Origin of the sequence: Methanobrevibacter sp., from assembly GCF_017431965.1 — an archaeon.
GTDB lineage: Archaea > Methanobacteriota > Methanobacteria > Methanobacteriales > Methanobacteriaceae > Methanocatella.
Map to the genome: position 1 here is coordinate 72946 of NZ_JAFRKB010000027.1, position 21154 is coordinate 94099.

The following is a 21154-nucleotide window of genomic DNA, read 5'->3' on the forward strand; positions in this document are numbered from 1 at the left end:
AAACCCTTATTGTAATACGAATCCGCCGTTAGGTGATATTACTTGACCTGTCAAGTAATCCGCAGTCAAGATGTATTCTAAAGCACCAGCGATTTCTTCAACCTCACCAATGTGTCCGAGAGGGATTGTTGCTGCAAGTGCATTTAATTCATCCTGATTTACGCCACGTAACATATCAGTCATGATCATACCAGGTGCGATGGAATTAACTCTTACTTTTCTTGGTGCAAATTCTAAAGCAAGTGCACGGCACAATCCGATTACACCAGTTTTAGCGGCACAATAGTCAGCTTGGTTGATTACACCTGTCAAACCGCCTACAGATGCGGTACATACGATTGCGGTTTCACGGTCAACCATGTAAGGAAGAGCCAAGTGGCACATGTGCATCATACTTACGAGGTTTGTGTTGATTACTGCTTCGTATTGTTCCGGTTCTAAGTCAATGAAGTTACAGTTGTTAGTAATACCAGCGTTGTTTACCAATGCATCAATTTCTTCACCAAATGCATCGACAGCTGCTTCAACTAACTTTTTGCAGTCTTCAAATTTACTTACATCCGCTTGTACAGCAATGGCGTCTACACCATATTCTGATTTAATCTCTTCAATTAAATCTTCGGTTAACTTTTTAGATGAGTCGCTTCTGTAGTTGATTGCTACATTGTATCCAAGTTCGCCTAGTTTTAAAGCCATAGCTTTACCAATTCCTCTGGATCCACCAGTAATTATTGCGTTTTTTGCCATTTTTTCACCTAAATATTTTGTAATATTAACTATGTAATTAAACATTATTAAATGTTTTTTGAGTTCCACTCGACAAAAAACATGAAAAGTTTAAAAATACTTAAAAAAAACTAGAATATTAAAACAATATATAAAAAAGATAAATTAGTTAAAATAAAAAAAGTAATTAAATTGAACAATAATATTCAATTTAATTTTCTTTGCAAACACTCCAAATCTTTTCGGATGCCTCATCCAAAGGTTGGATGGAATTCGCTTTTTTGAAAAAATAATTTGCCTTAGTATAATCCTTCAAGTCAAAATAAGTGTATGCTTTTCCTTTAAAAGCTTCAAATGAATTTTTATTCTTTACCAAGACTTTATCATAGACATCAATAGCATCCTCCAAATCGCCATTAAGTCTATTTGTTCTCGCAATAGCCAACCAAACTTCAATATCATCTTTTATTGAAAGTGCAGCGATGAACTCTTCAATAGCTTCCCCATACTTTTTTAGGTCAACCAATGTTTGAGCCTTTAGGAAATGTGCATCGAAATTATTTTCATTAATCTTAATGGCTTTATCACAAAGCTCTATCGCTCTAAATCTTGTTTCATATGAATCGGATAATTTATTGGCTTCCAGTCTCTCCAGTTTTCTTTTTGCCCTTCTTACATAATCATCATCACGGTCAAGATACATTTGAGTGGTGCGATAATGTTTTTTAACATCCTCCGGAATGTCTTCTGTATCAATCACATCATCCTTGAATCTTGAGATATCGTCAAATATGTCATCAATGAGATTAATGGTATCTTCACTAAACTCTTCAAGATCAAAATCATCAAATTGCTGTTTGAGTTCAGTGGAATCCAATTCCTTAAGAATTTCTTTTGATTCCTCCCTTAAAAAATCAATTTTATCAGAAATTGATTGTATTAAAGGAGATTCAAAATATATCTTGTCAGTTCTTCTTTTATTGACTTTAATTTCTTCTTCATCAAATGATTCCTCTTTCATGAGCATCACCCACAAAAATTGCTTCTGCAAATGGAGTATTAATTTTTCAATATAAAAAACTTTCGATTTATTTAAATTGATTTAAATTAATAAAATTGAATAATAATGCTTTATTTATTTTTAATCATTAAAATATAAGTTATATAAACTATTTATCTAAAATGAACAATAAATATATATTTAACTAACATATTAACTATCATTATGACTATTGAAGATATTATCAACAACTATCACTACGAAAAATTATCTTCAAAACATGACTTGAGTAATTTCTCATGCGGTGTTGAAGACCTTGATGAATTTCTAAAAGAAGATGCCCCCGAACAACAAGAGAAAAATTTAAGTGTAACTTATTTAGCCATTTATAAAAATAAAATACTTGGTTATGTTTCTATTTTAGCAGATAAAGTAGAATGTAAAAAAATCAACAAAAAATCAGCAATATATTCCCATTATCCTGCAGTAAAAATTGGTAGATTGGCTGTTGATGAAAAATACCACAATTATGGCATTGGAAGTGCAATATTAATATCAATTAGCAAGATGATAAAAGAAATCTCAAATGATGTAGGGATTTCTTTCATAACAATTGATGCATATTGTATTGCTAGAAAATTCTATTCAAAAAATTCATTTAAGCAGATGAAAATAGAAAATTCAAAAAAATTAAAAAGAACTTCAAAACGAAATTTAACCACATCAATCCCCATGTACAAAGAAATTAAAAAAATAAAAATTTAAAGGAAAATCCCTTTATTTTGTAATCATTATTCACAAAAAGTTTAAACTAGGTCTAGAAATTTTTTTAGCTTTTTTAACCTTATCATTAAACTCTTCTTCTTCTTTGGGTAATGGTTGTTTCATATATTTTATTAATTCCTCTAAAGCTTCCCCTTCAAAAAGAGGAGTTGGGGCAATTGGTTTTGCCATGTTTATCACCTAAACCATAATATATCACTAACAATTAATATAATTTTCCTTTAAAATCACTTCAATTTTACAAAATGGAGACAATTTTCTAGTTAATTTGTTTAAATCACATTAAATTACCATTAATGCCATAAATCTCTTTTTTAAACTTCAGATTGAATATCCAAATGCAAACAAAACCGATTATGGAACCGATATTCATTCCGATGATTGCCCCCAGATAAACTCCAAAAACGCCAATTGCCAAAGTGATTCCCATAACATATGCTAATGCCATGCTTAAGATAATTTCCCTTAAAATGGTTAAACCCAAAGACTTAAATCCGGATCCTACGCCCTGATAGACATACGCCGCAGTTGCCCCAAAAGGAATCAAAAAGTTATAGAACACCAGCAGCTGCAATATTTCAGCTGCCCTGTTTACAAGAGCGAAATTGTTTGCCTGGACATTGAATAGTTCACAAATCGGATTAGCAAATATTAAAAAAATTGCAGATAATGCCAAAGTGACTGCCAAACTCAATATTGTTGAGTATCTGATGGTTTCATTGAAGTTTTCCCAATTGCGGGCCCCATAAGCTATTCCTGAAACTGTAATGGTTGCGATTCCTATTGCCATGCAAGGTATGAATATGATTGAGATAAATCTCCATGCTATCGTAAACGATGCTATTTCGTTTACTCCTGCAGTAACCATGATGAGATAATTCAAAATTATTGCAACCAATGAAAATATGATTTCCTCAAAGCCGGCAGGAAGCGATACGACAAGAATCTCTTTATAGATTTCCAATTTACGTTTATAATAAGAGAATTTAAACTTGAAAAAAGTATCTTTTTTAACATAAATCCAATAAAACATCCATACAAATCCCGCAAATGATGCTATCACGGTTGCAAGCCCAGCACCAAAAATTCCCAGATTCATCCCATAAATCAGAACCGGATCCAAAATCATGTTTAGGATAGCTGTTAAGACAAGTGGATTGGTAGCTCTTTTAATATCACCTTCAGCCCGGAAGATGCTGGATGTTACATTAGGTGCCAAGAATACAATATTCAGCAAAAATATGATTTCGCCATAATTTAGGCAATATGTGCTGACACTCCTTGCACCCAACACTATGATTAAATCATCCAAAAAGAAAATGCCTATGATTAAAACTATAAGTGATACAATAACTGTTAAAATAATTGAATGGATAACTGCATTATTTGCATCTTCAAATCTTTCGGCTCCGACATATCTTGAAATCATTGAATTTGCACCTGCACCAACACCGCTACCAAGACCTATGATGACCAAGTACAGCGGTGAAATAAAACCAAGTGCTGCAAGTGCATCGGCATTGATTCCCGCAACCCAGAAGCTGTCAATCAGGTTATTCAAAAACATCAAAAGCATTGAAAATATTGTCGGAAAGGCCAGTTTGTTAATGGCTTTTCTAGGCGAGCCTGTAATTGAATCTATATTCTCATTCGGCATAATCAATCTTCATCATTATTCTTGATTAACGCTTCCAATTCATCAAATCGCTTGTTGAAGTGTTTTGTTAAAATGGCCGCAGTTAAGGTTGCAGTACCCACACCGGATAAGATGTAACCTCCCCAAACCAAAAGAAGAGAATTCAATTTACCCAGAATAGAGTCACCTAAAATGGCGTAACCATTACTTGTAAATGCATTGGAAACCATAATTAATGAATCTAAAGGATTAACTCCCTCAACAAGCTGAGTAAATAAAAAGCTAAGAAAAATTATTACAAATAACAATATTACAGCAATCCCCAAACCATTGGAATCCGTATACTCTCGAAATTTATAATAATAAAGTTTTATAAAGTAAATAAACATTAAAATATGAATGATATCAATTACATAAAGCAAATTTAACTGATTGAATAGAATATAATTTAAGGAACCATAAGGAACCAGCAATAAAATTAGTAATTTGCCCTTTAAAGTTTTTTTATCAATTAATGTAACTGCAATGAATAGAGAAAGAAAAATGTCAAATATCGCAAGATATATGAAATTAAATTGGGCTATCCCCATAGAATATATTAAATCTATAAAACAAAATGACATCATTGCCAGATAAAAGACTTGTTTTAGTGTATGTATTTCTTCTTCCGGAAGATATTCTCCTGAATTCAATAATGAACTGGAATTGTTTTTAAGTCTGTCATATATGAACATTCCAATAACCACTAAAAGAAGAAAAATGATTATTACAATAGCTAATTCCAAAATTGGGGCAAAACCGAAATCCACTTCTAAACACCAATAATATATTTCAAATTTCAAATATTAATAATTATTGAAATATTTTTTTTGAAAAAAAAAGTATGAACTACATTATTATTTCAAATAGTAACCTAAAATAATAAAATAAAATTGTTAAAATTATTTTTTAACAATTTTTAAACCAACGTTTTCACATAATTTAGGCAAATTCCTAAATGTATTTTTATTGCTATTTTGAATATCGGGATTAAGGTCCTCCCATATTACTAAATTCGGATTGGTTTTTGCTTTTTCATCTTTAACCGAACCATATTTCCATCCCAAGTTAACATTAAGCTTGTACCACGCATTATGTTCTCTTTCAGCAAGATATTCAACTTCCACTTCATCAAATGAACTGATAGCTGAACCTTGAGATTCGACATCGACAACATCATAACCAAGCTCCGACAATATTTTCAATAAGAAATCCGCTTGTTTATAGTTGGAGTATTTAATGTAATCTGGCAGCTTATCGAAATCATCCGCCTTTGAATAGAATTTGTGCATTTCGAAAGTTAGCAACCTTTGCTTTGTTCTTACAACCTTAAGGCCAATGGATTGCATTAATGATGGAATGTTTTTAATAGGATCAATATCATATTGTTGAATATCCTCAGATAAATCATCCCATGGCACCAAATAAGGAGTAATGAGCTTTTTAACATCTTTTTTAGGGCCATAAGTCCAACCGGTACCTATTTTTTCAGCCATCCATTCATCATGTTCAAATATAGCCAACTCAAGAATTTCATCATCTAAAAATTCTTCAATAGCCGCCCTTCCATCAGACATATCTGCAATTTCACAACCAATCATGCTTAATTTTATTGGAATTGATCTGGCTTGCCTGATATTGGCTATTTTAAGCTGAGGAGTCAACTCATCAAAAGAGCATAATCCGTTATATTTATCCATGAAGTCTTTATCAATTTCCTCATTATTATCAATCTTTTCTTGATATTGCCTTTTAGTTGTTTCAACATATTGCTCATGAATTTTAATAGCTAGTTTTTCAACATTTCTAAGCAGAATATCCGGTGATTGAATTTCGGAGTGAACAATTGCTTTTAAAATACTCTCATGTTTAACATCGGTGACTATTCTTAAACCTGAAGCGAATATATCGTATATATCTAACACGTTATAAAGGGTATTTTCCTTATCTTCTGAAAATCCAAGGCCCATTGACCCGCTTTTTACGATATATTCAACATCTATTTCATTATCATCAATTTTTAAGAGCAGTTCATTCACACGGCTTTTTTCCTTATCCTTAATGCCGAAGGGTTTTCTGTTCCACTCCTGAAGTTCATCGCATAAAATCAATAAATAAGCCAAAGGAGAATCGGAAGGGTTTAAATTTTTTAATCCGAACTGTTCTTTCTGCAATACATTTCTGTAATAGTTATGCAATAATATTGCAGTTGCGCTGTCAACTATTGGATAAAAGAAGAAATCATGGTTTTTTGCATATTTTTGTATCAGATAACCATATGAATTCAAAACCAAAATTGATGAAAAAAATCCATGGTCGATGAATCCATTTTCACCCATAATCTTTACAAATGAATTTAAATGTTTTACAACATCATTTACATCCACATTTTTGAAATCTGTTGCAATCTTATGAGCCATGATGTCTGTTGGCTTAAACAAGTTCAAAAATTTTGATTTTGGATAAACGCTAGTATAGTTATCGGCAAAATCAGAATCCATTTTAATAATAGTATTGAATTCATTGAAATCCTTAAAGTCGATTGCAGTATCAGCCTCATAACTGCTTGAAATGGATTTGACCCCATCATTCATAAATTTGGTCAATTGTTTTCCAATAATTTCAACAGGATATCCGATGTCATGGAAAAGAGATGCAACTCCCCAACGATATAAAAATTCCTCATGGGAATATTCATTGTCAATTCTATAAAATTTCTCGTAGGGGCTTTCAAGAATGTACTGTTTGAAAACAGTTCTATAATTTTTATTTTGAGAATAGATAGCTAAACCCAATAAAAAAACATTGACTGAGTGAATAAAGTGATCTCTTTGCTTTTCAACCAAATCACCAGTATTTTCCTCATATTTTTTCATTATTTTTACCAGATCAAGTAGGGTATTCGGTTCGTGTGTAATAGTGATTTCATCACTTTCATTTGATTTATCTTCAGCAGTGATTTGATAAATCATGAAAAAAGTCCTATAGATTTCATATGCATTGTATGCATTTTCATTATCAAAAAATACATCAATACCCGTTTTAAGCAAATCTTTGTAATAATGACCATTGTGATAATCATCATACAAAACCAATTCGTTGAAAAAATCATCAACATATTTTCTAAAATTGTTCTTATTCATGTTCACACCATACCCCATTCCTAAATAACAATATCCGGCTTATTTTTGCTTTGATAAGCATACCAAGTACTATTTTCAATTAAAAATTCACGTGCTAAAAATAGCAGTAATTCATCAGTTTCACCCTGCTGCGAAATATCACTCTCAGCCTGTTCATATAGTGAAATCATTCTTTTGTGGTCATCGATACGATTTGATAAAGACAATTTTCCATAGTAACTTCCGGTAAACAGAGTAAATGCTGACATTGTTCCTAAAAATATCTTCAAGATTGAACGAATCATAAATTCATTAGAATCCACATATATATTACCATAAACAAAAATCTCAAAAAATACTGCAATTACATAAGTCACGACAGTAATCACGATTGCTAATTTGGTAATTATCTCATCCCTATGCTTTTTTGCTTCCGCTCTTGATAAAGCACCTTTATGATACTCCTTTTGATCAATAATCCAACAATCTACTATTGGCATTTTTTCAGCAATCTGAACTTGAGGCAATGACAATAAAACCTCCTCAATCCAAGGAATGCCTTTTTTGATAAACCATGGCATAATATCTGATACTTGTAAGTTAATGCTGGCCATGGAAAGGAAAAACTGAACACGAAGTGATTCAGCAAGAACTCTATATTCCAAGTATTTTTTATGGCAATCAAACTTATTTGCAAAATGATTGATGAGGAATAAAAACAAAATCATCACCGCACATGCAAGAATAAGCCCAAAAAAATCCATTGCATCATAAAGAAGAAAAGAAAGAGTAATCAAAGTTCCAATAATGGATAATGATAAAAGAATTCTGTCATGCTTTTTAGCATTTAGAATACTTAAAGTATCTGCAGCACCATAAATTTCATCAATGACGCTTAACGAAGGGTCTGGAAGGGGTTCCATAACATGGGAAAATGGAACTTTACAGTTTTCTTTATCCTGGTAAAAAATCTCTTTCTGATTCACAATATCACACCCAATTCCCCTATTTAACATTAATCTCTTTTTTAGACTTTATCCAAAGCCTGATCCACATCAGCCAAAATATCTTCAATATCCTCAATTCCCACTGAAAACCTGATTAAATCAGGAGTTACGCCAGTGGATAACTGTTGCTCTTCAGTCAGCTGTGAATGTGTAGTTGATGCTGGATGCACTACCAATGACTTTGCATCACCTATATTTGCTAAAAAGGATAACAATTCCACATTTTCAATGAACTTCAAAGCACCGTCATAGCCTGCCTTAAGACCGAATGAAACAATTCCCCCATAACCTTTTTCGGCATATTTTTTGGCCACTTCATGGTTTGGAGAAGATTCCAAACCGGAATATGTTACCCAAGCCACTTTAGGATGAGCTTCCAAATGCTCTGCTACGGCCATCGCATTTGAAGCGTGCCTTTCAATCCTTAAGCCTAAAGTTTCAAGACCTTGCAAGAGTAAAAATGACCCGAAAGGAGAAGGAACAGCACCTGTATCCCTTCCAACAACAGCCCTAATTCTTGTTGTGAATGCAGATTCGCCAAAAGTTTCGGCAAATATCAATCCGTTATAGGTTTCATCAGGTTCTGACAATGTCGGAAACTTGCCGTTCATCCAATCAAAGTCACCCTTTTCGATGATGATTCCTCCAAGAGTGGTTCCATGACCTCCGATGTATTTTGTTGCAGATGATGCAATAATGTCCGCTCCATGGTCAAACGGCCTCACAGAAGCTATTCCAACTGTATTGTCCGCTATCAATGGAATTCCATGTGAGTGTGCAATTTCAGCTAATTTATCGAAATCTGGAATATCCAATTTAGGATTTCCTATTGATTCCACATAGATTGCACGGGTCCTATCGTCAATTGCCGCTTCAAACTCATCGGGAGACTGTGAGTCAACAAATGTGACTGTACGGCCCAATTCCTCCAAGGTGTTTTCAAACAGCTCATAGGTTCCACCATACAAGTTATCTGCAGATACGATGTTGTCTCCAACTCGAGTTATGTTAATAATTGCATAAAAGATAGCCGCCATTCCTGAAGCTGTTGCATATGCAGCAGTTCCGCCTTCAATAGCTGCCATTCTTTTTTCAAAAGCTTCAGTGGTTGGATTGGTCAGTCTTGTGTAAATATTTCCGCCTTCCTTTAAGGCGAATCTGTTTGCCGCCTGTTCGGGAGTGTCAAATACATAAGATGTTGTTTGATAAATTGGAGTTACCCTTGAGCCGGTTTCATCCACTTCTTCCTGACCGGCATGCACGCCAATTGTTGAAATATTCTTTTTGTTTTTAATTTCATACGCCATAGTAATCATATATAGATTTATAATTAATAATATTAAAACATTTTAAATCCGAATAAATCCTGAGCATCCAACATGACATCAACAATATGAACATCAAATGGGCAGCGCGGTTCACATTCCCCGCATGCTATGCATTCGGTTGCATCATATTTTAAGTTATTGTAATGTTCATGTATGCTTGCAGGCACTTCATCGTGATATTTTGCAAGATCGAACAATTTATTAACCATTGCTATATCTATTCCTGAGGAACATGGTTGGCAATGCCCGCAATAAGTACATTGGCCTTTATATGAATTTTTAGGAGCGTTCTTTAATGTTTGGGAATAGTCTTTTTCCGCTTCTGTTGCATCACAATATTTCAGGGATTCTTCCAATTCCTGCGGGTTTTTAACACCGACAAAAATGCTTGAAACGCCTTTTTGGGACAATGCATAATGGATGCATTGAACCGGGGTTAAGGCCACTCCGAATGGAGAAGTTTCATCAGACAATAAATTTCCACCAGCAAATCCTTTCATCACTGTCAATGCAGTTCCGTTTTTCTCGCACAGTTCATATATTTCTGCCCTTTTAGGATTGATGCTTGAAAACTCCCTATCATAAGCATCTTCCTTTCTATACTCTTCAATATCAAGCATTGACCCGAACATATCAAATGCTGGATTGATTGAAAACATCAGAAGTTCAATTTCAGGATTTTGAGCTGCCAATATTCCAATATCCGGATTGTGAGTACTCAATCCTATATGAGCTATTGTTCCATCATCTTTTAATTTGCGAACATACTCTATGAATGGACCGTTCATTATCTCCTCATAATCCTCCAGCAGGTCAACATAATGAATCATGCCGAAATCAAGAGTATCAATCTGAAACCTTTGCATAAAATCTTCAAACGCCGGAATAACCTTATCCATATCCCGTGTCCTTACATATTGTTCATTCTGCCAAGTTGCCCCCAAATGGCCCTGAATTACCCAAGCATCACGATTGCCTTTAATGGCACGACCCAAGTGTGAGCGCACATCAGGCTCGCTCATCCAACAGTCCAAAAAGTTAATTCCATTCTCTTCACATGCCTGGATTAACACTTCAGTATCCTCATAAGGCCTTTCAACTAGAAACTCGGAACCGAATGCAATTTCAGATACTTCAATGCCAGTATTACCTAACTTCCTATATTTCATGTTAAAAAAATCCTCAAGTTAATAATATTAGGTTTATATTTTAAAATTAAAAAAATTAATGGAAGCATAAAAAACTTTTAATTAACCTATAAAAACAACAATTTATAAAAAATAAGTGATATAAATATTGAATAAAAAATGCAACATGAAAAATCAAAAGAAATCATTGATATGAGTTAAATGTATACAAAAGAATTCCTTTTAAATGAAATCAATACCATAAGAGAAGAGATAGGTCATGAAAAAGTAAATATTTTTATTGAAGAGATTTACTTTAAAAACAATGAATTGTGGATTATTACAGAAGACCGACCTGACAAATCAGCCATTATCGGCAAAGGCGGTTGGGTAGTTGGAAAACTGCGTGAAAAGCTAGGCCTTGACAGCATTCATGTCGAATCTTATGGCGACTTTTTAAACAAGGAATATAAACTGAAATTATCCAAAAAAACTGTGCACAATCTGGACTTGGATTTGGTCGGCCTGAAAAACCTGGAAAAAGCAATAGATAACAAACTAGACAACATCTACAGTTTTAACTTTGATACTTATTTTAAAGAAAATGAATTTGATGAATCTGAAAATGTCGAAGCCGTTGTTGCACTTTCAGGCGGTGTCGACAGTAGCTTTTCACTTATTTTGGCTAAAAAATTAGGATTCAATCCAGCAGCTGTTACAGTAGACCCCGGAACAATCATTTTACCAAAGCAGTTTAAGGAAAACATTAAACTTTTAACCGAATCACTTGACATCAATCATGAATACATCGAAACCGATTATTCAGACATTATTGAAGAATCATTTACAGGCAAGCTTCACCCCTGCGGAAGATGTTCCAAAAACACTTCCAAACTTGTAAGGGAATATGCAAAAACTAACGAAATTCCAGTAATTATCTTCGGAGATATGCTTGCAACAGGCAGTCAATGCATAAATCTGCAGGAGGATTCATTATATCGACTGAACCTTCCAGCAAGTTTAAGTGTTGGCAAGCAAGAGATAAAATCATTAATCAGAAACTATAATTTAAAGACCTTCAAAGGGTTTGGCTGTCCTCTGCTTTATGAAGTTCACAGAAAGTTCCCTCATATGAAGAAATTTTCAATACAAAGAATACTGAGGGAGACACGTTCCAGTGCGCTTGAACCCGGTGAGGCGCTGGATTTGATATGGAGTTTTTATAAAACCAAATAGAAGAAACAAATTTATAATAGTGATAACATGATGTTTAAGATTTGTCCTAGATGCGGATCAAAAAATGTGAAATGGATAATACCGCAAAATTGGTCAAGGTGGGTCTGTTATGACTGCGACTATACCGGACCTATTATAGAAGGAAACCAGGATTTGGCTGACGAAATTCACGAAAGCTATTTGAAATCAAAAGAAGAAGAATGAAACTTATTTAAAGATACGGATTGTTGTTGTAAGATATTAATAGAAGCTGAGCCTTAACCTTTGAATTCATGATGAGTATCAAAAAAGTTTTCTACAAATATCTTTTTTTACAACAATCTGCATCAATAATCAAGGATTATATCTGCAATTATAATATTATTTTTAAAAGTATATAAAGTTTAGGAATACCTAAATTAATTTTTAACTAAAAAAATATAGGAATTAAATTAAATTCCCTGTTTTTCAAATTCTTCATTCAAGAATGCTTTAATATTATCCCGAGCAATTTCAACCATTTCAGGAGCAGGTCCTCCAGGAACAGCTCTTATTTTGACATTTTCAGCAGGATTCAAAGCTCTTTGGATTAAATCATCTGATAAGCCTAATTTGTCAAATCCAAGTTCGACTGCAATATCGTCAATGAATTCGGAAGTGATGTCCTCTTCAGCCATGTCATTGGCTGTAGCTTCATTTACAATCCTTCCAACAATCTTATGAGCGGTTCTGAACGGAATCTGTTTTTCGCGAACCATAATATCCGCAAGGTCAGTTGCAGTTGCAAAGTTCTTGCCTGCAAGCTCCGCACATCTGTCAACCTTAAACTCAACTGACAACATCATTTTTGTAACGATTGATAAAGTTTCCTTAGTAACCTTTACGGCATTCCATAAATGGGGAGTTATTTCCTGCAAGTCCCTATTGTAAGTATAAGGAATAGCTTTCAATATTGTCAATATAGTTATAAGCTCACCGGTTGCGATGCTTGTTTTGCCTCTTGCAAGCTCGGCAACATCAGGGTTTTTCTTTTGCGGCATAATAGAGGAAGTTGATGAATATTCATCGGCCATTTCAATAACGCCGAACTCATAAGTGCTCCATAACACCAATTCTTCACAGATTTTAGCAAGAGTTGATGATAATGACACCAAATCAAAGACTGTTTCTGTGATAAAGTCACGAGCTGAAACACCATCCATGGAATTTTCCAAATAAGCATCAAAGCCAAGCAAATCTGTTGTCAATTGCCTGTTGATTGGAAAACTTGTGGTTGCCATTGCAGCAGAACCCAAAGGATTAAGATTTACTCTTTTATATGTATCTCCCAAACGTTCATAATCCCTTTTAAGGGCTTGTACATGAGCCATCAAATGATGGGCAATTGTAATCGGTTGAGCGTGCTGTAAGTGAGTGAAGCCTATGAAAATATCTTCCATGTGTTCATCGGCCATTTCAACAAGGCCTTCCATAAATTCCAAAATGCCAATCTGAATCTCTTCAATCATTTCGCGTAAAACCAGTCTCACATCACATGCAACTTGGTCATTACGTGATTTAGCAGTGTGCATGTAACCCGCTTCGGGACCAATTTTAGAAGTTACATAATTTTCAATTGCCATGTGCACGTCTTCAACGGAAGCATCAAACACCAATGCATCAAAACCTTCTTCCTTAAGGTTATCTAGCGCACATAATATTTTATCAGCAATTTCCCCATCAATAATCCCTTCATGCTTTAGCATTGAAGTGTGTGCAAAATTAGTTTTGATATCTGCTTCAAAAAGAACCTTATCAGCATCATATGATGAAGTGTATTCAGCTGCTTCATCAGTCATACCAGTCTTGAAACGACCATTCCTAATATTATCCAATGAAATCCCTTCTAAAAAGTATGTTAAAAATAAAAATAAATAAAAAAAGAAATGAAGATTTAAAAAATCTTATTTTTTCATTTCAGTGTATCCGCATTTACCACAAGCGAATCTGTCACCATGGTCAGCCATGAATACACCTTCACCACAACGAGGACAAATTGGGTTTTTTCTTTCAATTTTGTCTCCATCAACTTTGTAAAGATCAGCTTTTCTTACCATTTAAATCACCTATTCTTCTGCTTCTTCTGCTTCAGCATCTTCTTCAGCAGGCTCTTCTTCAGGTTCTTCATTTTTAGCAATAATATGTTTAGCTTCAATGAATTTTAAATCATCTACAGTATCGTAAACTTTAGCATAACCTGCAGCTTTAGGTTCGCCGTAGTGAGGTTGTACATTGTCTACAACAATTAAATCTTTTTTAGTGTTTAATAAAGCAACTAATTTTGATTTGATGTCTAATAATTTAGGAGTTGCTTCACCATCATAATCAACATAAAATTTAATTTCTTTTCTGTTAAACAATTTGTTTTCTTTTTCTTCAATAAATTCAATTTCCATTATAAGACCTCATTTATTTTATTCTTCAATAAATCCGTCAATAAGCTTTTGAGCTTTATTTTTCACATCAGAAACTTTTAAAAGCACCAAACCTTCATTTGGTTGTCCATATAAAATTGTTGTTTCCGGATTAGCCATTAAGATGCAAGGAAGAACTGCAAGATCTTCTTCCCCTTCAACTTCAATTACATAACATACGCCATTGTTAGATAATTCAAGAGCTTGGCCTATGGTTTCCCATAGATCATCAGTAATAGTTCCGGCAGGGTTGTTCACTTTTAAAATGTTATCTGCGCGTATAATATCATGAGTATGATTTTTTCTTTGAATTAAGTTATCAATAATACCAATATTGGGATATAATTCATATTTAGTAAGATTTGCAAAAGTCGCATCACCAACAGAAATTAAAAACTCGGAAGATTTAATATCTTCAATAGCATCTTCAAAGTCAGGATATAATTTGCCTAATGGTTTTTTAAGCTCCAATATTATATCCTCATTCAATTCTGCATCCAAGCGCAACACAATAAAACCTCTATCTTACTCTTAAACAATATTCACCAGGGATTGTAATATTTAATTCTTTAGCAATATCAGAATCCTCAGGGTCAGTGATAATCAAAAGACCGCTCCAATTGTCAGAAGTTGGACTTCCACAAGATGGGCAATGATCTTTATCTGAAATCATTTTACAAACTGTACAAGCTTTCATTCTTTACCCCTTACTTTTTTGTTTAGCTTCTTCAATCCACTCGAATCTACCTAAATTATTTTGTCTCATTGTAAGACCGATTTTAGACTTTCGGGTATTTTCCATATTGTTGGTTGATTCATCTTTAATTGAAACACTAACGGCTCTTGCTCTAACTAAATCTCCTTCATCTAAAGTTTTATTAGATTCTTTAGCCAATAATGCTCCTCTTTTAGCATCAAAATTGATATAATCATCTGTGACTTGAGAAACATGTATTAAACCATCCATAGGACCAATTCTAACAAAAGCACCGAAATCGACTATTTCGATTACCTCACCTTCTAGAATCTCATATTGTTCCGGTTTAAAGAAAAGTGCTTCAAAGATAACATTATGATATGCGGCTCCATCACCCATTATAAGTTTACCTTCGCCGATTTCATCTATAGCATTAACACAGATAAATAAACCAAGTTTCTTATCTAAACGACCCTCATAAGTTTCATTTAAAGTTTGAATAGCAACTTTATTAAGAGGCTCATCAAACTTATATGGTGGAATTCTTACAGTGTCCTCAATTTTTGTTTTATAATACAAAATAATCCCTCATATAGTTAATAAGTTTAATTAATATAATATTTTACCATCAATTGCAATATATTTTTTTTGTCTTAAATATGCTACGGTTATTCCTTTATCTTTTGCTCGTTTTTTTAATTCTATATCATTTGTAGCTAAAACTTCTGAAACTCTAAGTAATGCATCATCCACAGTTTCATTTTCAAGTAATGAAATATCCTTTATTTCAATTTTTGAAGAATTAGCTAACTTTAAGGCCAAATTTGCATTTAACCTTATTTTTCCTTTATTATTTCTTTTCAAACCCTTCAATTCATTGATAACAAAGCTTGGAGTAGTTAATTTATAAGAAGGTAATATTTTTTCAAGTTCGCTGATGATATCAACATTGAACTGAAAAGGAACCATAAAAAAATTGGTATCTATTACAACTTCTTTAGAGTTCATTATTCGCCCTCTATTTTATAATACCGTAACCGATTAATCTCCAACGAGCTCCAACCCTACGACTTAAAGCAACCCTATCGCCCGGACTAGCACAGACAGGCAATTTCAGAGTAACATCAACGTCATTTTTCTTGGTTGAAGTGACAACACCAATAGTGGTTGTTGTACCACAATTAATCATCAAAGCCTCTTTGATTTTAATTGGAGCGACATCACGTTCTTCTTTGGTACCCACTACACGATCTAGCAAATTAGCTTCCATTGAAAAGCTATTTAATACATCAGGCAATGTACCCTCTTCACCAGCAACAGTTCCGGATAACGAATCTGATTTGGTTAAAGATGGGTCTAATTTAGTTGCAATACCAACAAGTCCTCCCGGACCGATTTCCTCAACCTGCTTACCATTGGCTTCAAGACCGATAATTTCAGATTTGAGAGTGATTCTCTCACCGTTATTAGTAGGACCAGGCCTAATTTCAATAGTATCTCCAAGTTTGAATTTTCCTTGGACTAAGGTACCACCAATAACTCCTCCTTTAATTTTATCAGCACCAGAACCTGGCTTATTAATATCGAATGACCTTGCAACATGCATTAATGTTGTATCATCGATATTTCTTTCCGGAGGTTGAATTTGTTTTAGCATTGCTTCGATTAATATATCTATATTTGCACCTTGTTGAGCAGATACCGGTATTATTAAAGCATCTTCAGCACAAGTACCTTTAACAAATTCCTTAATTTCATTATAACTTTCAATAGCTCTTTCTTTTGATACAATATCAATTTTATTTTGAACTACAATAACATCCTTAACACCGATTACGTCAAGTGCCATTAGATGTTCTTTTGTTTGTGGTTGTGGACAAGACTCATTTGCAGCAATTACTAAAACAGCACCATCCATAATTGCAGCACCGGACAACATGGTCGCCATAAGGGTTTCGTGACCCGGAGCATCAACAAATGACACTTTTCTAATTAATTCAGTTTCGCTGCCACAGATTTCACATTTTTCAGAAGTAGTATAACATTCAGGTTCTTCACAGTTAGGGCATTTTCTAAATTCAATATCAGCATAACCTAAACGAATAGATATACCTCTTTTAGTTTCCTCACTGTGAGTATCAGTCCAAATTCCGGACAATGCTTTAGTAAGAGTAGTCTTACCATGGTCTACGTGACCAACTAAACCTATGTTAACATCTGACTGTACGTTCACAGATAACCACCTTTTTTAATAATTTAATTAACTTAAAAGTTAAATAAGAAAAATAGTAAAACTATTCTTCCTCTTCTTCATCAGCACCGATAATTTCAGCTATTGGTTTGCTTCCAGCTTGAGTAACTACGGTGTTAATTTGTACGATATCTTCTGCGATAGTGTTTCCTCTTACAGTTTTTCTTTTTTTAACACCATCAGCTTTAGGATGATAACCAATACCACCAGTTAATAAACTTTTTATTCTTCTAGTACCGGAAACATCTTTTTTCATGGTAAAACCATTTTTGTCACTACCACCAGTGATTTTTAAAGTGTAACCATCTAAACCAACAATTCCACCATCAAATTCATCACCGATAACTAAACCATTAAGCGCTTTAGTTTCATCAATTTCAAATTGATGAGTTTCAGCTTTTTGAGACACAACTATTTTGAATGCCATGGTATTTCCTCCTTAATTTTTCTATAAACCCAATTTATTATTCAAAAAGACCAAATTTACCCCAATCGGGATCTTGTTTACGTTTAATTTCTAAAAATTCATATAAAGTTTCAAATTCGTCTTCAGTTAACTTATCTTTAAATTCCCTTTCTATGAATTTGTAATGTTTTTCAGGAATGTCAACATATAGTTCATCCCCCTCATCGAAATGTTTGCCGACAATAGCATCTTTAATAGCCATCGCTACCCTCTGGCCTCTGGAAATATCCGGCAATGTTTCGCCTTTATCTTCCATACTTGCTATCACACCAACATATTCACCATTTTTATTTATTAAAGTTTGACCTTGTTTAATTGTACCGCTAATTGATTCTATTCCAATAATAGCTGGTTTACTTTGACGGAAAACTAATTTCGGTAATGACATGAATTTTGCAGGCTTGATGATAGCATCATAAAACGCTTTCTTTTTAGCCCTTTCAATTTCATCAATCCATTCTTCATAATCTTCAATGATTTGATAGATTACATCACCTTTAAACAGTTTTACATCGGAATTTTTAAGGTCTTCTTCTGAATTCGGATGAACATCAACATTAAATGCTATAATGGCTCCATGCGCATCATTTTCATTGAATGCAATGGATGAATTGATAATATCCCTACGATTTATATCACCAATGTCCGCTTCACGAATAGGAATATCCAATTCTCTTAATAACTTAACAATAGCTTCAAGAGAACCTAATGTATCTGCTTTAACTAAAATTCCTTCATCTTCAGTTGTGATAGTAATATCTTCAATTTCTTTTAAGATTTCATCTTCAACATTTTCATCTTCGCTTAATACCCTAAGCGGTGAACCAGAAACGACATCATCTAAATTAGGAGCAGCAATCTTAATACCTGCAGCTGCAACAACTTCGTCAAATTTTTGGAATTTCTTTTTAGAATCTCTCATTTCTTCCAGTGGAAGCGGCCTTAAAATAGATCTGATTTTAGTAGTTAAAACTTCATTTGTAGAAGTCATTAAAGCTATTTCATCATTAGTTCGCAAAACACCATCATAAATAATACTATCAATAGTTAGACCTAATCCGGTTTCTTCCTTAATCTCTAAAACAGTACCTTTAGCAGGGGCATCAGCATTAATTTCAAGCTGCTCAGTCAGATATTCCTGAGCAAGGCCTAAAAGCATAGCCAATACTTCAATAATCCCTTCACCAGATTTAGCACTAATTGGAATAATACTAATTTGGGAAGCGAAGTTGCTAACTCTGTCAAATCTTTCGGATTGGAAACCTTCCTTGTGAAGAGTACCAACAATTTCATAAACTTTTGTGTCCAAATCCTGTTTGACACTTGGTGCCTGTTGTTGGAAAGTCTCCTTAAATGAAGCACCTTCATGTGTTTCCCATCCAAAAATCATGTCAATCTTATTGGCAACAACAATGAATGGAGTTTTATACATTTTAAGAATGTTTAATGCTTCATATGTTTGTGGTTTAAATCCGTCATTGACATCTACAATCAATACAGCCAAATCAGCTAACGCTCCACCACGTTTTCTTAAACTGGTGAATGCTGCGTGACCAGGAGTATCAATAAAGAATAAACCTGGAATCAAATCTTTGATAGTTAATCTTGATATAAAATTCCCACAGATTTCTTCAATAGTATCATTAGGTATTTCTGTAGCACCGATATGTTGAGTAATACCTCCTGCTTCCTTATCAGCAATGGTACTGCCTCTAATATAATCCAATAATGTAGTTTTTCCATGGTCTACATGCCCTAAAACGGATACAATTGGGGATCTGATTTTCATAGTATCTTTTCTTAATAATAAATATTTAAAATCTAAATTTATTCATAAATTAAATCATTGTCGACGATTTCATAATCGCAAATTTCATCTTCATTGAAGAAAAGAGCGATTTCTCTTTCAGCAGATTCAGGAGCATCTGAAGCATGAATAATATTCCTACCGGTATCCATACCGAAATCTCCTCTGATAGTTCCAAGGTCTGCTTCTAAAGGATTAGTTGCACCAACTATTTTTCTGATAGTGGTAATAGCTTCTTCTCCTTCAATTACCATTGCTAAAGCTGGTGAAGAAGTAATATACTCAACTAAACTTGGGAAAAATGGTTTTTCAGCATGTTCTCCATAATGAGTTTTCGCTAAATCTTCATCGATTTGAATTAATTTAACAGCTACAATTTTAAGACCTTTGTCTTCAAAACGGGATAATATTTTTCCCATAAGACGTCTTTGGACAGCGTCCGGTTTCATCATTACAAAACTTTTTTGAATCATTCTTTAACCCATTTAACTTTTCTTGGAACTCTTCCGAGTTTAATCATATTTTTTTCACATTTACTGCTACAAAAGAAATAAATTGAACCGTCTCTTTTGACGTACATCTTTCCAGTACCTTCTTCTATTTCCTTTTTACAGAATGAACAAGTTCTCATGTTCTTACACCTTCTTATGGAGTCTTAATTTCTTTAGCTTCTCTGATTGTATCAAGTAACATTAAAATGTCACCTTCTCTAACAGGACCCATAATGTTTCTTGTTAAAATTCTTCCTTTATCTCTACCATCGAGGATTCTGCATTTAATTTGCATTACCTCACCAGTCATACCAGTTCTTTTTAAAACTTCAATGACTTCAGCAGGGGTTCCTTCTTCCATGTAAATCACCGTAATATATTAAAAGAATTTATCTATTCTTTTAATTCAGCAACTTTTTCTACAATTTCAGAAACAGCAGCTTCAGCATCACCAGCGTCTACAATACATGCAGATGCAGTACCAACAGTTAAACCTGCAGCTCCACCAACTTGTTCTTTGGTAGGTAAGTATGCGTAAGGAATTTCTTTTTCATCAGCTAATACAGGGATGTGTGCAACGATTTCAGCAGGATCAACATCTTCTGCGATAACAACTAATTTTGCATCTCCTCTTTCGATGAATTTAGTTACTTCGTTAGTACCTTTTGCTACTTTACCAGTAGACTGTGCGGTTTCTAATGCTTCTTCAACTTGTTTAGCTAATTCTTCAGGTGTGTCAAATTTTACATAAATGTTTGCCATAAAATATACCTCCTTTTTCATCTGGCTATGCCATCCATCGGCATATATTATAATCCACATTGAATCATAATATTATTTAATTACAACTGTTCAGATTACCCGAATTAAATTATAGAGTAGTCTAATACAGTCTTTAATAATACTAATTCTTGAATAATTCATATATCACTAAATATAATCCCGAGAAAAAAATAAGAGGGATTAGACTTTCAATATAAATACTTCTGAATTTCATGTAATTTTT

The 21154-nt window shown here is 33.7% G+C and carries 26 protein-coding genes; 3 read left to right on the plus strand and 23 right to left on the minus strand.

What is annotated here, in order from left to right; translation table 11 throughout:
- Positions 1-6: 6 nt before the first annotated feature.
- Both IJI93_RS03175 and IJI93_RS03180 read right to left on the minus strand, forming a co-directional pair.
- Positions 7-747 carry an SDR family NAD(P)-dependent oxidoreductase gene (locus IJI93_RS03175; RefSeq protein WP_292819827.1) on the minus strand — a complete coding sequence of 247 codons (741 nt, stop codon included), beginning with the start codon at positions 745-747 and terminating at the stop codon, positions 7-9.
- Between the two features lie 190 nt (positions 748-937).
- Positions 938-1747, minus strand: coding sequence for a tetratricopeptide repeat protein (locus IJI93_RS03180; protein WP_292819830.1), 810 nt, complete (start codon positions 1745-1747; stop codon positions 938-940).
- 204 nt (positions 1748-1951) lie between these two features.
- Between IJI93_RS03180 and IJI93_RS03185 the strand changes: the two genes are divergently transcribed.
- Positions 1952-2491 (plus strand): GNAT family N-acetyltransferase, encoded by a 540-nt coding sequence (locus tag IJI93_RS03185; protein WP_292819832.1) that lies wholly within the window; start codon positions 1952-1954, stop codon positions 2489-2491.
- Positions 2492-2521: 30 nt separating this feature from the next.
- On the opposite strand, the gene IJI93_RS03190 is transcribed toward IJI93_RS03185, so the two are convergent.
- The 7 genes from IJI93_RS03190 to IJI93_RS03220 all read right to left on the minus strand — a co-directional run bounded on the left by IJI93_RS03190 (position 2522) and on the right by IJI93_RS03220 (position 10810).
- Entirely contained in the window at positions 2522-2680 is a 159-nt protein-coding gene (locus IJI93_RS03190) for a hypothetical protein (protein WP_292819835.1), read from the minus strand.
- A 106-nt stretch (positions 2681-2786) separates the two neighbouring features.
- Complete coding sequence (locus IJI93_RS03195) at positions 2787-4166, minus strand: MATE family efflux transporter (RefSeq protein WP_292819839.1); 1380 nt, start codon at positions 4164-4166, stop codon at positions 2787-2789.
- A gap of 2 nt (positions 4167-4168) precedes the next feature.
- Positions 4169-4954: a hypothetical protein gene (locus IJI93_RS03200; RefSeq protein ID WP_292819842.1), complete on the minus strand. Its 786-nt coding sequence runs from the start codon at positions 4952-4954 to the stop codon at positions 4169-4171.
- A 132-nt stretch (positions 4955-5086) separates the two neighbouring features.
- Complete coding sequence (locus IJI93_RS03205; RefSeq protein WP_292819844.1) at positions 5087-7327, minus strand: RyR domain-containing protein; 2241 nt, start codon at positions 7325-7327, stop codon at positions 5087-5089.
- Between the two features lie 20 nt (positions 7328-7347).
- Positions 7348-8292, minus strand: a complete 945-nt coding sequence (locus IJI93_RS03210; protein WP_292819848.1) for a hypothetical protein — start codon at positions 8290-8292, stop codon at positions 7348-7350.
- 41 nt (positions 8293-8333) lie between these two features.
- Complete coding sequence (locus IJI93_RS03215) at positions 8334-9620, minus strand: O-acetylhomoserine aminocarboxypropyltransferase/cysteine synthase family protein (RefSeq protein WP_292819911.1); 1287 nt, start codon at positions 9618-9620, stop codon at positions 8334-8336.
- A 32-nt stretch (positions 9621-9652) separates the two neighbouring features.
- Positions 9653-10810: an aldo/keto reductase gene (locus IJI93_RS03220; RefSeq protein WP_292819851.1), complete on the minus strand. Its 1158-nt coding sequence runs from the start codon at positions 10808-10810 to the stop codon at positions 9653-9655.
- A 180-nt stretch (positions 10811-10990) separates the two neighbouring features.
- Here IJI93_RS03220 and IJI93_RS03225 point away from each other — a divergent pair, with 180 nt between their 5' ends.
- Together IJI93_RS03225 and IJI93_RS03230 are read left to right on the plus strand one after the other, a co-directional pair.
- A complete protein-coding gene (locus IJI93_RS03225; protein WP_292819854.1) occupies positions 10991-12004 on the plus strand; it encodes a 7-cyano-7-deazaguanine synthase in 1014 nt (337 codons plus the stop codon).
- 27 nt (positions 12005-12031) lie between these two features.
- Complete coding sequence (locus IJI93_RS03230; RefSeq protein ID WP_292819857.1) at positions 12032-12208, plus strand: hypothetical protein; 177 nt, start codon at positions 12032-12034, stop codon at positions 12206-12208.
- Positions 12209-12435: 227 nt separating this feature from the next.
- On the opposite strand, the gene argH is transcribed toward IJI93_RS03230, so the two are convergent.
- From argH to rpl7ae, 14 genes are all read right to left on the minus strand, one after another.
- Complete coding sequence (argH, locus tag IJI93_RS03235) at positions 12436-13857, minus strand: argininosuccinate lyase (protein ID WP_292819860.1); 1422 nt, start codon at positions 13855-13857, stop codon at positions 12436-12438.
- Positions 13858-13926: 69 nt separating this feature from the next.
- Positions 13927-14079 (minus strand): 30S ribosomal protein S27ae, encoded by a 153-nt coding sequence (locus IJI93_RS03240; protein WP_292819863.1) that lies wholly within the window; start codon positions 14077-14079, stop codon positions 13927-13929.
- 9 nt (positions 14080-14088) lie between these two features.
- Positions 14089-14418: a 30S ribosomal protein S24e gene (locus IJI93_RS03245; RefSeq protein WP_292819866.1), complete on the minus strand. Its 330-nt coding sequence runs from the start codon at positions 14416-14418 to the stop codon at positions 14089-14091.
- A gap of 18 nt (positions 14419-14436) precedes the next feature.
- Entirely contained in the window at positions 14437-14946 is a 510-nt protein-coding gene (locus tag IJI93_RS03250; RefSeq protein WP_292819869.1) for a GTP-dependent dephospho-CoA kinase family protein, read from the minus strand.
- Between the two features lie 10 nt (positions 14947-14956).
- A complete protein-coding gene (spt4, locus tag IJI93_RS03255) occupies positions 14957-15133 on the minus strand; it encodes a transcription elongation factor subunit Spt4 (protein WP_292819872.1) in 177 nt (58 codons plus the stop codon).
- A gap of 3 nt (positions 15134-15136) precedes the next feature.
- Complete coding sequence (locus IJI93_RS03260; protein ID WP_292819875.1) at positions 15137-15712, minus strand: DNA-directed RNA polymerase; 576 nt, start codon at positions 15710-15712, stop codon at positions 15137-15139.
- A 30-nt stretch (positions 15713-15742) separates the two neighbouring features.
- Positions 15743-16141 carry a PIN domain-containing protein gene (locus tag IJI93_RS03265; RefSeq protein WP_292819878.1) on the minus strand — a complete coding sequence of 133 codons (399 nt, stop codon included), beginning with the start codon at positions 16139-16141 and terminating at the stop codon, positions 15743-15745.
- Between the two features lie 10 nt (positions 16142-16151).
- Positions 16152-17366: a translation initiation factor IF-2 subunit gamma gene (locus IJI93_RS03270; RefSeq protein WP_292819881.1), complete on the minus strand. Its 1215-nt coding sequence runs from the start codon at positions 17364-17366 to the stop codon at positions 16152-16154.
- Between the two features lie 61 nt (positions 17367-17427).
- A complete protein-coding gene (locus IJI93_RS03275) occupies positions 17428-17811 on the minus strand; it encodes a 30S ribosomal protein S6e (RefSeq protein WP_292819884.1) in 384 nt (127 codons plus the stop codon).
- A gap of 37 nt (positions 17812-17848) precedes the next feature.
- Entirely contained in the window at positions 17849-19639 is a 1791-nt protein-coding gene (gene infB, locus IJI93_RS03280; RefSeq protein ID WP_292819885.1) for a translation initiation factor IF-2, read from the minus strand.
- Between the two features lie 38 nt (positions 19640-19677).
- Positions 19678-20130, minus strand: coding sequence for a nucleoside-diphosphate kinase (ndk, locus tag IJI93_RS03285; RefSeq protein ID WP_292819887.1), 453 nt, complete (start codon positions 20128-20130; stop codon positions 19678-19680).
- Positions 20127-20288 (minus strand): 50S ribosomal protein L24e, encoded by a 162-nt coding sequence (locus IJI93_RS03290; RefSeq protein ID WP_292819890.1) that lies wholly within the window; start codon positions 20286-20288, stop codon positions 20127-20129. Before IJI93_RS03290 ends, ndk begins: the two co-directional genes overlap by 4 nt.
- Positions 20289-20302: 14 nt before the next feature.
- Positions 20303-20509: a 30S ribosomal protein S28e gene (locus tag IJI93_RS03295; protein WP_116669816.1), complete on the minus strand. Its 207-nt coding sequence runs from the start codon at positions 20507-20509 to the stop codon at positions 20303-20305.
- Between the two features lie 32 nt (positions 20510-20541).
- Positions 20542-20910: a 50S ribosomal protein L7Ae gene (gene rpl7ae / locus IJI93_RS03300; RefSeq protein WP_292819893.1), complete on the minus strand. Its 369-nt coding sequence runs from the start codon at positions 20908-20910 to the stop codon at positions 20542-20544.
- Positions 20911-21154: the final 244 nt, after the last annotated feature.